The sequence below is a fragment of the Streptomyces sp. MH60 genome (assembly GCF_002939385.1).
Lineage (GTDB): Bacteria > Actinomycetota > Actinomycetes > Streptomycetales > Streptomycetaceae > Streptomyces.
In genome coordinates this window covers 139274-152749 of record NZ_MULI01000007.1, presented here as the reverse complement: position 1 = coordinate 152749, position 13476 = coordinate 139274, and the positions used below count along the sequence as shown (strand labels likewise).

The following is a 13476-nucleotide window of genomic DNA, read 5'->3' as shown; positions in this document are numbered from 1 at the left end:
GGCTTCCAGCAGTCCGTCCGGCCTTCGTCGGCCCTCCGTTGCCAGTTCACATGCCACGCAAGAGCGTCGCAAGCAACGCAAGCCGTTTACGTGCCAACTCCCGTGTCAACCGCGACCGTTGACAAACCGGTGACGCGCTAGAAACCTGATGACGCACTTTCCGCAAAGAATCGACTGTCCTGCTCAATTGGCGCGCAGAGTCGGTGCTTCCCCCCAACTGCCGGACCGTCGCGCCCTCCCCGACTCCCCACGGAACAGAGGACCCCATGAGACGGAGATCTCTCGGCCGACGGACGCTCACGGGCGCCGCCGTCGCCGGGCTGATGACGGTCGGGCTGCTGCCACTGCCCCTCGCCGCCACCGCGCAGGCGGCGTCGGCGCCGGTGACGGCCGCCGCCGACGTCAATCTGGCCCTCGGCCGCCCCGCCGAGGCGGGCGGCTCGCACGGTGCCTACCCGGCCGGCAACGCCACCGACGGACAGCAGGCCACCTACTGGGAGGGACCGGCCGGTTCCTTCCCGCAGTGGCTGCAGGTCGACCTCGGCACCGCCCGCGAGGTGGACCGGGTGGTGCTCAAACTCCCCGCGGGCTGGGAGAGCCGGACCCAGACGCTCTCCCTGCGGGGCAGCACCGACGGTTCCACGTTCCGCAGCCTCGACGCCTCGGACGGACGGGCGTTCGGCCCCGCGCAGGCGGGCACCGTCGCCATCGACCTCGACTCACCCTCCGAAGCCCGTTACGTCCGCGTCGACATCACCGCCAACACCGGCTGGAACGCCGCCCAACTGGCCGAGGTCGAGGTGTACGGCGACGACGTCGACACCGGCCCGCCGCCCACCGGCACCAACCTCGCCCGCAACAAGCCGGCCGAGGCCACCTCCACGACCCAGAACTACGTCGCCGCCCACGCCACCGACGACTCCACCTCCACGTACTGGGAGGCCGCCGGCCACCCGGCCGACCTCACCGTCAAGCTCGGCGCCGACGCCGACGTCAGCGGTGTCGTGGTCAAGCTCAACCCGGACCCGGTGTGGTCCGCCCGCACCCAGAGCATCCAGGTGTTCGGACGGGCCCAGGGCGCGAGCGACTTCACCTCGCTGCGCGACCGCGCCGACTACGCCTTCAGCCCCGGCCAGGACAACGCGGTGGCCATCCCGGTCAGCGGCCGGGTCTCCGACGTACGGCTCCGGTTCTTCTCCAACACCGGCGCCCCCGGCGGCCAGGTCGCCGAGTTCCAGGTCCTCGGCAGCGCCGCACCCGCGCCCGACCTCACGGTCACCGGCCTCGACTGGTCGCCCGCCGCGCCGAACGAGCGCGACGAGGTCACCGTGAACACCACGGTCCGCAACGCCGGCACCGCGGCCTCGGCCGCGACCACCACCGAGGTCACCGTGGAGGGCAGGGCGGCCGGCAGCGCCGCGGTCCCCGCACTCGACCCCGGCGAGTCCGCCGAGGTCGCCGTCGCCACCGGCACCCACGCGGCCGGCAGCTACGCGGTCGCCGCCGTGGCCGACCCGCGTGACACCGTCGCCGAACTGGACGACACCAACAACAGCCGCTCCGCCACCGACCGCCTCGTCGTCGACCGGGCGCCCGGGCCCGACCTCGAGGTGCGCTCCCTCACCACCGACCCGGCCAACCCGGCGGTGGGCGCCGAGGTCTCCTTCACCGTCGCCGTGCACAACCGCGGCACCGGCGCCGTCGAGGCGGGCTCCGTGACCCGCGTCCAGGCCGGCTCCACCACCCTGGACGGCACGACCGGGCCGATCGCGGCGGGCGCCACGGTGAACGTCCCGGTCAACGGCACCTGGAAGGCGACCGGCGGCGGTGTCACGCTCACCGCCACCGCCGACGCCACCGCACGGGTCGCCGAGACCAACGAGAACAACAACGTGCTCACCAAGTCCCTCGTCGTCGGACGCGGCGCCGCCGTGCCGTACACCGAGTACGAGGCGGAGGACGGCCGGTACGACGGCACCCTGCTCACCACCGACGCCGAGCGGACCTTCGGGCACACCAACTTCGGCACCGAGTCCTCGGGACGCGAGTCCGTCCGGCTCGACTCGACCGGCGAGTACGTCGAGTTCACGTCCACCACGCCCACCAACTCCATCGTGGTGCGCAACTCCATCCCCGACGCCCCCGGCGGCGGCGGAGCCGAGGCCACCATCAGCCTGTACGCCGACGGCCGGTTCGTGCAGAAGCTGAACCTGTCGTCCAAGCACAGCTGGCTCTACGGCAGCACCGACGACCCCGAGGGCCTCACCAACCGGCCCGGCGGCGACGCCCGGCGCCTCTTCGACGAGTCCCACGCGCTCCTCGACCGGACCTTCCCGCAGGGCACCGAGTTCCGCCTCCAGCGCGACTCCGGTGACTCGGCCGCCTTCTACGTCATCGACCTGATCGACCTGGAACAGGTCGCGCCCGCCAAGACCAAGCCCGCCGAGTGCACCTCCATCACCGAGTACGGGGCCGTCCCCGGCGACGGACTCGACGACACCGACGCCATCCAGCGCGCCGTCACCGACGACCAGAACGGCAGGATCGACTGCGTCTGGATCCCCGCCGGGCAGTGGCGCCAGGAACAGAAGATCCTCACCGACGACCCGCTCAACCGCGGCCAGTACAACCAGGTCGGCATCAGCAATGTCACCATCCGCGGCGCCGGCATGTGGCACTCCCAGCTCTACACCCTGACCCCGCCGCACGAGGCCGGCGGCATCAACCACCCGCACGAGGGCAACTTCGGCTTCGACATCGACGGCAACACCCGGATCTCCGACCTCGCCATCTTCGGCTCGGGCACCCTCCGCGGCGGCGACGGCAACCAGGAGGGCGGCGTCGGGCTCAACGGCCGCTTCGGCAAGGACACCAAGATCAGCAACGTGTGGATCGAGCACGCCAACGTCGGCGTCTGGGTCGGCCGCGACTACTCGAACATCCCCGAACTGTGGGGCCCCGGCGACGGCCTGGAGTTCACGGGCATGCGCATCCGGGACACCTACGCCGACGGCATCAACTTCTCCAACGGCACCCGCAACTCCACCGTCTACAACTCCTCCTTCCGCACCACCGGCGACGACTCGCTCGCGGTCTGGGCCAACAAGTACGTGAAGGACACCTCCGTGGACGTCGGCCACGACAACCACTTCCGCAACAACACGATCCAGCTGCCTTGGCGGGCCAACGGCATCGCGGTGTACGGCGGTTACGGCAACACCATCGAGAACAACGTCGTCTCCGACACCATGAACTACCCCGGCATCATGCTCGCCACCGACCACGACCCGCTGCCCTTCTCCGGGCAGACGCTCATCGCGGGCAACGCCCTGCACCGCACGGGCGGCGCGTTCTGGGGCGAGGCGCAGGAGTTCGGCGCCATCACCCTCTTCGCCCAGGGCCAGGACATCCCGGGCGTGACCATCCGGGACACCGAGATCCTCGACTCGACCTACGACGGGATCCAGTTCAAGACGGGAGGCGGCGCGATGCCGGACGTGAAGATCCAGAACGTCCGCATCGACAAGTCGAACAACGGCGCCGGCATCCTCGCGATGGGCGGCGCCCGCGGCAGCGCCACCCTGACCGACGTCACGATCACCAACTCGGCGAAGGAGGACATACGGATCGAACCCGGCTCCCAGTTCAAGATCAACCGGTAGGCGCCGACCGATAGGAGCCGACCAGAAGGAACCGACCAGAAGGAACCGGTCGGCAGCAGCCGACCAGGCAGCAGCCGGTCAGCGGAGGACCGTCCGGCGGCGCGGAGCACCGCCGCGCCGCCGGGCTTCCGCCGCGCCCGGGAGCCGGCCGGGTGTGCGCTCGACGGGGACCCTGGTGCCGTCCTTCACGCGCTCGGCGTTGAGTTCGTTCACCGCCCCGATCGCGTCGCCGATCGTCGCGTAGTCCACCGCGATGAAGTTGACCGGCCGGCCGCGCTGCCGTTCACAGGTGTGCGCCCGCTCCAGCACCCGCTGCCGGGAGTTGACGATCCCGGCGTCGAGCCGCAGCCCGCCGCCCGCGGTGACGAAGTGGTTCAGCAGGAACAGCCGCTTGTCCGAGCCGCCCCGGTTGGGCAGGCAGGACATCTCGTCCGGGCTGCGGAAGGCGAACGGCGTCTCCATGCCGTACCGGTAGAGGTTCCAGTACCAGGGCGCGGGCCCGTCCGCCTTCTCCGCGAAGACGACCAGCCGCCGACCGCTGTCGATCATCTCGCCGAGCTTCGGCCACGGACGGTCCGGGTCCCGGTCCGGCTCGTAGAGCAGGTCCGAAAGACCGGCCCGGACGAAGGCGTCCTGGGTCGTCACCGCGTCCACGCCGTCCTGGAGGATCAGCGTGACGATCTCCGTGGGGTTGTCGCGCAGCCACTCACCGATCTGCCGCAGCGTCGGCTCCAGTTCGAGGGCTCCGGCGCCGCACACCGAGTGGCACAGCCACAGACCCGGGTGGGGCGGGTTCACCCGCTTGAGGATCGTGGTCAGCCGGCGGCGCTCGGCGGGGGAGAAGTCCGAGGTGCTCAACCGCTCCGCGACCTCCTCGGGCCGCTCCCAGCGGTGGGTGTCGAGCAGCAGGACCCGCGATCCCGCACCCAGCTGGCCGACGATGTCCGGGTCCTGGAGCGGGCCGATGAACCGGTCGGCCGTCGTCGCCATCGCGTTGTGCGACGCCAGCTGGGCGATCTCGTCGTAACGGGCCTCGCACAGCTCGGCGCTGCCCTGGCAGATGCGCGGGGAGGAGCCGGTGATCGCCACCGGCGCCAGCATCGTCCCGACGAGGGCGACGGCGGTGACGGTGAACGTCAGCGCCGGAACGTGCCGCGGATCGGTGAGGACCGGCACGCTGGGCCGGGTCTGCCAGACCCAGCCGACGGTGATCAGCAGGGCGCCCGCGGCGAGCAGGATCACCGCGACGACGACGGCGGTGGTCAGCAGCCGGTCGAGCGCGGCGGCCTGGACGTCGGCGAGCAGACCCGAGGCCGCGGGCGGCCACGACCTCGGCGTGCCGAACAGCGTGTCGCCCAGCGTGAGCCGCAGCACGAGCACGGTGAGGGCCATGAGGGCGGCCGCGGCGGCCGGCACCCAGCCCAGCGGAATCAGCCGGCGCTTGGCGGGCGACGGCGTCAGGAACCACAGCAGGGTGAGCGCGGCGGCGCACAGCACGGCCGCCGCCGGTTCCACCACGTCCTGGAAGAGCCGGGTCACGTTCCGGGCGCGGTCCAGCGGGGCCAGCGCCTCGGTTCCGGGCTCGACGTCGACGGTGACGACCCAGGTGCCCTGCCTCGCCTCCCGCAACAGCTCCTCGGCGGCGTCCCGGACCTGGTCGGTCAGGGCGACCGGGGCGATCGCGGCCAGGGCCGAGGCCACGTCGCCCCGGTCCAGCGCCGTCAGCACGGTGGATCTGACCCCGTCGCGCGCCGTGCCGTCCGGCACCAGACGCATCAGCGCGTCGGTGGCCGCGACCGCCTGGCCGTGCGAGAGCGGCAGCGTCGGCAGCTCGTCCAGCGGCGCCTCACCGGCCACCACCCGCGCCACCAGTTCCGACACGCGTTGCACGAAGGCCTGGAAGTCGGGTTCGGACCGCTTCTGGAGCGCGGCGACGGCGTCGCCGAAGTACGCCTGGCTGAGCCGCTCGACGTTCGCGACGACGGGCTCCAGGTCGACCGTGATCCGCAGCCGGTCGCGGTCGCCCTCCAGGTAGTGGACCATTTCCGCGATCTGCCCGTCGCCCATGGTCCGCAGCGTCTCCGGCGGGATCACCACCTTGAGGTTCGAGGTGATGGTCGACTGCGGCACGGGCAGCCGGTCCAGCAGGTCGCTGGTGAACGGCGTACTGCCCGGGTCCACCAGCACCTCGTCGTAGAAGCGCTGGTAGGCGCGCTCGTCCTCCAGCACCTTGCCGTAGAACCCGGGGTCCAGCACCGTGCTGCGGACGACGGCCGCCGCGGCGAGGACGGTCAGGCTCAGCACCGCCACGCACCAGACCAGCACCTCGACCCAGGGCGGGCGCCGGAACAGTGCGTTCATGGAACCATTCTCATGTCAGCCGGCCGTCGTGCCGCACGGCGGCCGGACGGGGGAGTGCCATCACACGCATGCCCCGCCCCGTGCACCGGCACGCGTGAGGGGCGGTGGGGACCGTCGTCCCACCGCCCCTCACGTGGCCGTGGCGCGGATCAGACCGCCGGAGCCGGGTACGTCGGATACTCCACCCCGGAGACGTGCTGCACGACGCGGACGACCTGGCAGGAGTAGCCGAACTCGTTGTCGTACCAGAGGTAGAGGATCGCGTTGTCGCCCTCGACCTTCAGCGCGCCGGCGTCCACGATCGAGGCGTGGCGCGAGCCGATGAAGTCGCTGGAGACGGCGTCGGGCGCGCTGATGAAGTCGATCTGGCGCTTGAGCGGCGAGGTCAGCGACACCTCGCGCAGGTGGTCCACGACCTCTTCGCGGCTGGCCTCCCGGGCCAGCTGGAGGTTGAGGATCGCGATCGACACGTCCGGCACCGGCACCCGGATCGAGCTGCCGGTGATCCGCGCCTTCAGGTCGGGCAGCGCTTTGGCGACGGCGGAGGCGGCGCCGGTCTCGGTGATGACCATGTTCAGCGGCGCGCTGCGGCCTCGGCGGTCCGACTTGTGGTAATTGTCCAGCAGGTTCTGGTCGTTGGTGAAGGAGTGCACCGTCTCCACGTGACCGCGCAGCACCCCGTACTCGTCCTCCATCGCCTTCAGCGGCGGGACGATCGCGTTGGTGGTGCAGGACGCGCAGGACAGGATCCGCTCGTCCGGCTTGATGGTGTCGTGGTTGACGCCATGGACGATGTTCGGGACGTCGCCCTTGCCCGGCGCGGTCAGCACGACCTTGTCGATGCCCGGGCGCAGATGCTTCGACAGGCCCTCGCGGTCGCGCCACTTGCCGGTGTTGTCGATGAGGATGGCGTCCTTGATGCCGTACGCCGTGTAGTCGACCTGGGTCGGGTCGTCCGCGTAGATCACCTTGATGGCGTTGCCGTTGGCGAGGATCGTGCTGTTGTCCTCGTCGACGGTGATCGTGCCCTGGAACTGGCCGTGCACGGAGTCGCGGCGCAGCAGCGAGGCGCGCTTGACGAGATCCTGCTCGCCGCCGCCCCGGACGACGACGGCGCGCAGCCGCAGCCCGTTGCCCGAGCCCGCCTTCTCGATGAGCAGCCGGGCGACGAGGCGGCCGATGCGGCCGAAGCCGTACAGGACGACGTCGCGGCCCGCACGCCGGTCGATCTTGTTGGCGCCGGTGGCCCCGGCGACGGCCTCGGCCGTGAACTCCTCGACCGACAGACCCCGGTCGTCGGTCCGGTAGGTCGCGGCGAGCATGCCGAGGTCGATCTGCGAGGGCCCGAGGTCGAGCGTGGTGAGCGCCCGCAGGAAGGGCATCGTCTCGGTGACCGACAGCTCCGCCCCGGCGATCTGGCGGGCGAAGCGGTGGGTCTTGAGGATGCTGACCACCGACTTGTTCACCAGGGAACGGCTGTGCAGCAGGATCGTGACGTCCTGCTCCCGGTGCAGCTTCCCGATCATCGGGATCATCGATTCCGCGGTCTCTTCGCGGTGCTTCCAGTTGGTGAACGAGTCGTCGTTGACAGTCACGTCTCTATCTTTCGAGCTAGGCGGCGCTCATATGCTAACCCCACCATGTCGATGATCGATCAAGTGGGCCCCCGGTCGATCAGATGAGTACGGCACCGGGTGCGTGTCCCGAACAGGATTGCGCCGTGGACGTACCGGGTACGCGAGGCTGGACCGTGTCCGCGCCGATCACCCGCGTGGGCCGCAACACCGCCGCTACCAGGGAATCAGCCATGGAGACACCCGCGAACGACCACCCCGTGACGCCCGCCCAGCGGGCACTGGACACGCTCGCCGAGACCCCCGAGGCCGCCGACAACACGGCGGCGCTCGACACGCTCGCGAGCAGCGACGTCCTCGTGCCGGTGCCCGACGACGCGAACGACCAGGACGCCGCCGACCCGGGCATGCTGGCGCTGCCGGTACTGGAACAGCAGGGCGGCCGCCAGGTGGTGCCCGTGTTCACCTCGGAGCTGGAGATGGCGGACCTGCTGCCGTACGTCTCCCGCTACCGCATGGTGCCGCTGGGTGCCCTCGCCGCGCAGTGGCCGGCCGACGACCTGTCGCTGTCCATCGACGCCGGCTCGGAGCACCGCCTCACCCTCACGTCGGACGGCGTGCGCACCCTGCTGGCCCGTCCTTAGGGGGCGGGACCGATGGCGAGGGCCTCCGCTCCCCTCAGGGGCGGGGGCCCTCGTCGTCGTCGCCGAGCGTGCGGGCCAGCGCGGCCCGCTGCAGCGGCAGTATCTCGGCGTGCAGGTCCCGGCCCCTGGGGGTCAGCGTGACGTACACGCCGCGCCGGTCCTCCGCGCACATGGAGCGCTGCACCAGCCCGTCCTTCTCCAGCCGGGCGATCAGCCGGGACAGCGCGCTCTGGCTCAGGTGGACCCGGCCGACCAGGTTCTGCACCCGGCACCGGTCACCGGCCCCGGGCCCCTCGGTCACGAGGAGGTCGAGCACCTCGAAGTCGCTCGCGCCCAGGCCGTGCGGGTGCAGTGCCCGGTCGATCTCGCACATCGTGCGCGCGTGCACCGACAGGATGTCCCGCCACCGTTCCTCGAGCCGCGCACCGGCCGTCCTGGCTCCCATGGGTGAACGGTAGCACCGGAACCGATATTGGTTGAATGTGCAAATGGCCCGGTTGCCGGACAACGGGATCCCGGCTGCGGGAAGGTGGAGGGACACGGCAGGGGCGGGCTCGCGCGGAGGGAGGACGAGATGCTCAGGACCCCCGTCCACGGCACGCGTCTCGACATCCTGGAGTGGCTGAAGGACCCGGCCGCGCACTTCCCGTCGCAACGCCGCGTCGACCCCGTCGAGCACGGTGTCCACGCGGGCCCCGTCGCCGCGAAACTGGGGGTGTCCCGTCGGGTGGCCGAGACCCACCTGGGCCTCCTCGCCGGTCTCGGCCTGCTCCGCGCCCGGAGGATCCGCCGTCGCACGTACTACCGGCGCGACGAGGTGCGGATCGCCGAGGTGGCGCGGATGTTCGAGAAGGGCTGGTAGGCACGGGCACCCTCCCGGCGTGACCGGGCACCTTCCCGGCGTGACCGGGCACCTCCCGGAGTGACCCGGGCGCCGTACCCGAACCGCGGCTCAGGCGCCGCCAACGGTCCCTACTTGACTTGCGCACGGGGGCGTCCCCCTGCCCGGCGAGTAGGAGACGTACGGACATGACAGTCCCGAAGACCTGGCGTCCCGGCGGGGTCCGGGCCGCCGCCCCGAGCCGGTCCGGGTGGCGCGCCCAGGCGCCGGTCGTCGCGGCCGTGGCCCTCGGCGGCGGCACCGGCGCCGCCGCCCGCTACGCGGCCCTTCTGGGGTGGCCGACGCAGAGCGGGGGCTTCCCCTGGACGACCTTCGTGGTCAATGTCGCGGGCTGCGCCGTGATCGGCGTGTTCATGGTGGTCGTCACCGAGGTACGTCCGGCCCACCGCCTGGTCCGGCCCTTCTTCGGCACCGGCGTGCTCGGCGGCTTCACCACGTTCTCCACCTACGCGGTCGACACCCGGTCCCTGTTCGCCGACGGCCGGGTCCCCACCGGCCTGGCCTACCTCGCCGCGACCCCGCTCGCGGCGCTCACGGCGGTGTGGCTCGCCGCATGGGCGGCCCGCCGGGTCCTGAAGTGGAGGCAGTCATGACGAGGCTGACCGGCAGTGCCCTGCGCCTGACCGTCTACGTCGGCGAGAACGACACCTGGCACCACCGCCCCCTGTACTCGGAGATCGTCCACCGCGCCCACGCGGCGGGCCTCGCGGGCGCCAGCGTCTTCCGCGGCGTCGAGGGCTTCGGTGCCTCCTCGCTGGTCCACACCACCAGGCTGCTGTCCCTGAGCGAGGACCTCCCGGTGGCCGTCGTCATCGTCGACACCGAGGAGCGGGTCCGTGACTTCCTGCCGCTGCTCGACGAACTCGTCACCGAGGGCCTGGTCACCCTCGACCCGTGCGAGGTCGTCAGGTACGAGGGCGGGAGGCCGTCGTGAACTGGCTGCTGGTCGTCGCCGGCGGCATGGTCGGCGCGCCGCTGCGCTACCTCACCGACCGGGCCGTGCAGTCCCGGCACGACTCCGTCTTCCCCTGGGGCACCTTCACGGTGAACGTGATCGGCAGCCTGGTCCTCGGCCTGCTGACCGGCGCCGCCCTGGCCGGCGCCGCCGGCTCCGAGGTGCGGCTGCTGCTGGGAACCGGGCTGTGCGGCGCCCTCACCACCTACTCGACCTTCTCCTACGAGACGCTCCGGCTGACCGAGACCGGTGCGCGCCTGCAGGCCGCCGTGAACGTGGTGGGGAGCGTGGCGGCCGGCCTCGCGGCGGCGTTCGCGGGGGTGACGCTGGCCGACGCGCTCTGGACCTGACGCCGGGCTCACAGGCTGGTGTAGTAGGAACTGGATGCCATGAGCGCCATCAGCATCGGTCAGGCCATCGTTCTCGGAGCCGTCGAGGGGGTGACCGAGTTCCTGCCCGTCTCCTCCACCGGACATCTCAAGATCGTCGAGGGTCTGATGGGCATCCCCGTCGACGACGACGCCGTCATCGGCTTCTCCGCGGTCATCCAGGTCGGCGCGATCGCCGCCGTGCTCGTCTACTTCTCCAAGGACATCGCGCGGATCGTCTCCGCCTGGGCGCGCGGGCTGCGCGACCGCGACGAGCGGTACCACCACGACTACAAGTTCGCCTGGTGGGTCATCTTCGCCACCGTCCCCATCGTCCTCGTCGGCCTGGCCGCCAAGCCTCTGATCAAGGGCCCGCTCGCCTCGCTGTGGGTGGTCGCGGGCTCGCTGATCGTCGGCAGCGGCGTGATGTGGTGGGCCGACCGCACCGGCCGGCACAAGCGCGGCGAGGACGACACGTCGTTCAAGGACGCGATGCTGGTCGGCGGCTCGCAGATCCTCGCCCTGCTCTTCCCCGGCTTCTCCCGCTCCGGCGCCACCATGTCCACCGCCCTGATGCTCGACCTCGACCGGGTCGCCGCCACCCGGCTGTCCTTCTTCCTCGGCATCCCGGCCCTGACCGGAGCGGGCCTGTACGAGCTGAAGGACGCCCTGGGCACCGGAGCGGGTGCCGCGCCCCTGGCGGCCGGCACCCTCGTCTCCTTCGTGGTGGCCTACGCCTCCATCGCCTGGCTGCTGAAGTTCGTCGCCAAGCACTCCTTCAACGCGTTCGTCGTCTACCGGATCGCGGTCGGCGTCCTGCTGTTCGGGCTGCTCGGCGCGGGCGTGCTGCACAGCTGACCGCGGGGCGCCGGGCGCCGCCCGTTCAGCGGGCCGCGCGCAGCGGCTCCCCGACGCTCCTCATGTGCCGCAGGGCCTCGCGGTGCGAGGCCAGCAGCCCCGTCTGGTGGTACGGCACGCCCAGCTCGGCGCAGTACGCCTCGGTGATGGCCTGGGCCCGGCCGAGTGCGGGGGTCGGCATGCTGGGGAAGAGGTGGTGTTCGATCTGGTAGTTCAGGCCGCCCATGAAGGCGTCGACGAGCACGCCGCCCCGCACGTTGCGGGAGGTGAGGACCTGACGGCGCAGGAAGTCCAGCCGCATGCCCTCCTCGATCATCGGCATGCCCTTGTGGTTGGGCGCGAAGACCGAGCCCAGGTAGATCCCGAACAGACCCTGGTGCACGGCGAGGAAGACGAGCGCCCTGCCCGGCGAGAGGACCGTGAACAGGCCGCCGAAGTACAGCGCGAAGTGGGCGACGAGCAGCGTGCCCTCCAGCACCGGCCGCTTCACGGCCCGGCTGCCGAGCGCCTTGAAGCTGTTGAAGCTCAGATTGAGGCCCTCCAGCGTCAGCAGCGGGAAGAACAGGGCGGCCTGGTGCTTGCCGACGAACCGCGGCAGCCCGGTCGCCCTGTCGGCCTGGCCTCGCGACCACACCAGGATGTCGGGGGAGACGTCCGGGTCCTTCTCCTCGTGGTTCGGGTTCGCGTGGTGGCGGGTGTGCTTGTTCATCCACCAGCCGTAGCTCATGCCGAGCAGCAGGTTGGCCACCAGCAGACCGCCCGCCTCGCTGGGGCGCCGGCGTGTGAAGACCTGCCGGTGGGCGAGGTCGTGGGCCGCCAGTCCGAGCTGGCCGAAGACGACGGCGAGCGCGACCGCGACGAACAGCTGGCTCCAGCTGTCCCCCAGGGAGACGAACGCGGCGACACCGCCGGCGAGCGCGAGGGCGACGGCGCCGAAACGGACCGTGTAGTACAGCGGGCGGCGCCGGAGCAGATCCGCGTCGGCTATGCGCCGTGAGAGTTCGGAGAAGTCGCTCCCCTTTTCGCGTCCCTTTTCCCGTGCGGGCTTGGGCAGGCTCTCGACGAGCACCGTTGATTCGACCATGCACCTGAGTATGTGGACGATCTCCCCGCCGCAGAATGGCGTCCGCCCCCGAAACGGGGGTGAGGCCAGCACCACCCCGGTCCGGGGGTCCACCCACCGTCGGCCTCCCGCCGCCCGGACCGGCCCGGAGGGAGAATGGCGATCATGAGCACACCGACGACCTTCCGGCCGGTCCTGGAGCGCATCGCCGAGGAGATCGAGCGGACCCCGGGCAGCGGCCGGCCCGCCGACTACATCCCCGCCCTCGCCGCCCGCGACCCGCGCCGTTTCGGCATGGCCGTCGCCGAACTCGACGGCACGGTGTACGGAGTGGGGGACTGGCGGGAGCCGTTCTCCGCGCAGTCCCTCACCAAGGTCTTCACCCTCGCCCTCGACCTGGCCAGGGAGGGCGACGCCCTGTGGGAGCACGTGGGCCGCGAGCCGTCCGGCAACCCGTTCAACTCCCTGGTGCAGCTGGAGTACGAGAACGGCATCCCGCGCAACCCGTTCATCAACGCGGGCGCCCTCGTCGTCACCGACCGGCTGCACACCCGCACCGGCGACGCGGCCGGTGAACTGCTCGCCTTCCTGCGCGCGGAGAGCGGCAACCCGGACCTCACCCACGACGAGGAGGTCGCCGCCTCCGAGGCCGCGCACGGCGACCGGAACGCCGCGCTGGCGCACTTCATGGCGTCGTACGGGAACATCGACAACCCCGTGCCGGTGCTCCTCGAACAGTACTTCCGCCAGTGCTCCGTCAGCGCCTCCTGCGCCGACCTCGCCCTGGCGACCGGATTCCTGGCCCGGCACGGCATCCGCGCCGACGGCAGCCGGCTGCTCAGCCGCAGCCGGGCCAAACAGGTCAACGCGGTGATGCTGACCTGCGGGACCTACGACGCGGCCGGCGACTTCGCCCACCGGGTGGGACTGCCGGGCAAGAGCGGGGTGGGCGGCGGCATCATCGCGGTCGTACCGGGGCACTGCACGCTGTGCGTGTGGAGTCCCGGCCTGGACGAGCGGGGCAACTCGGTGGCCGGGGTGGCGGCCCTGGACCGCTTCACGACGCTCACGGGGCTGTCGGTGTTCTGAA

Annotated in this window: 12 protein-coding genes; 8 read left to right on the top strand and 4 right to left on the bottom strand. The window is 71.4% G+C overall.

All coding sequences use genetic code 11. The features are described from left to right. Positions 1-266: 266 nt before the first annotated feature. Positions 267-3662, top strand: coding sequence for a CARDB domain-containing protein (locus BZZ08_RS07920; RefSeq protein WP_104631417.1), 3396 nt, complete (start codon positions 267-269; stop codon positions 3660-3662). 78 nt (positions 3663-3740) lie between these two features. On the opposite strand, the gene BZZ08_RS07915 is transcribed toward BZZ08_RS07920, so the two are convergent. Further along, entirely contained in the window at positions 3741-6023 is a 2283-nt protein-coding gene (locus BZZ08_RS07915) for a PI-PLC domain-containing protein (RefSeq protein ID WP_104631416.1), read from the bottom strand. A 149-nt stretch (positions 6024-6172) separates the two neighbouring features. Beyond that, entirely contained in the window at positions 6173-7618 is a 1446-nt protein-coding gene (locus BZZ08_RS07910) for a glyceraldehyde-3-phosphate dehydrogenase (protein ID WP_104631415.1), read from the bottom strand. A 212-nt stretch (positions 7619-7830) separates the two neighbouring features. Here BZZ08_RS07910 and BZZ08_RS07905 point away from each other — a divergent pair, with 212 nt between their 5' ends. Beyond that, entirely contained in the window at positions 7831-8241 is a 411-nt protein-coding gene (locus tag BZZ08_RS07905) for an SseB family protein (protein ID WP_076973082.1), read from the top strand. A gap of 34 nt (positions 8242-8275) precedes the next feature. Here the strand turns inward: BZZ08_RS07905 and BZZ08_RS07900 are convergent, their stop codons facing one another. Beyond that, a complete protein-coding gene (locus tag BZZ08_RS07900; RefSeq protein WP_104631414.1) occupies positions 8276-8686 on the bottom strand; it encodes a MarR family winged helix-turn-helix transcriptional regulator in 411 nt (136 codons plus the stop codon). A gap of 129 nt (positions 8687-8815) precedes the next feature. On the opposite strand from BZZ08_RS07900, the gene BZZ08_RS07895 reads away from it, so the two are divergent. The 5 genes from BZZ08_RS07895 (at position 8816) to BZZ08_RS07875 (ending at position 11323) form a co-directional block, all read left to right on the top strand. Then, the gene (locus tag BZZ08_RS07895) at positions 8816-9103 is read left to right on the top strand and encodes a helix-turn-helix domain-containing protein (RefSeq protein ID WP_198601356.1); all 288 of its coding nucleotides are present in this window, start codon (positions 8816-8818) and stop codon (positions 9101-9103) included. A 167-nt stretch (positions 9104-9270) separates the two neighbouring features. Then, positions 9271-9735: a fluoride efflux transporter CrcB gene (gene crcB, locus BZZ08_RS07890; protein WP_104631412.1), complete on the top strand. Its 465-nt coding sequence runs from the start codon at positions 9271-9273 to the stop codon at positions 9733-9735. Next, positions 9732-10076, top strand: coding sequence for a DUF190 domain-containing protein (locus tag BZZ08_RS07885; protein ID WP_104631411.1), 345 nt, complete (start codon positions 9732-9734; stop codon positions 10074-10076). Before crcB (BZZ08_RS07890) ends, BZZ08_RS07885 begins: the two co-directional genes overlap by 4 nt. Beyond that, positions 10073-10447 carry a fluoride efflux transporter CrcB gene (crcB, locus tag BZZ08_RS07880; protein WP_104631410.1) on the top strand — a complete coding sequence of 125 codons (375 nt, stop codon included), beginning with the start codon at positions 10073-10075 and terminating at the stop codon, positions 10445-10447. Before BZZ08_RS07885 ends, crcB (BZZ08_RS07880) begins: the two co-directional genes overlap by 4 nt. A 39-nt stretch (positions 10448-10486) precedes the next feature. After that, positions 10487-11323, top strand: a complete 837-nt coding sequence (locus BZZ08_RS07875; protein ID WP_104631409.1) for an undecaprenyl-diphosphate phosphatase — start codon at positions 10487-10489, stop codon at positions 11321-11323. A 25-nt stretch (positions 11324-11348) separates the two neighbouring features. On the opposite strand, the gene BZZ08_RS07870 is transcribed toward BZZ08_RS07875, so the two are convergent. After that, positions 11349-12407: a fatty acid desaturase family protein gene (locus BZZ08_RS07870; RefSeq protein ID WP_198601355.1), complete on the bottom strand. Its 1059-nt coding sequence runs from the start codon at positions 12405-12407 to the stop codon at positions 11349-11351. Between the two features lie 135 nt (positions 12408-12542). Between BZZ08_RS07870 and BZZ08_RS07865 the strand changes: the two genes are divergently transcribed. Then, complete coding sequence (locus BZZ08_RS07865) at positions 12543-13475, top strand: glutaminase (protein WP_198601354.1); 933 nt, start codon at positions 12543-12545, stop codon at positions 13473-13475. Position 13476: the final 1 nt, after the last annotated feature.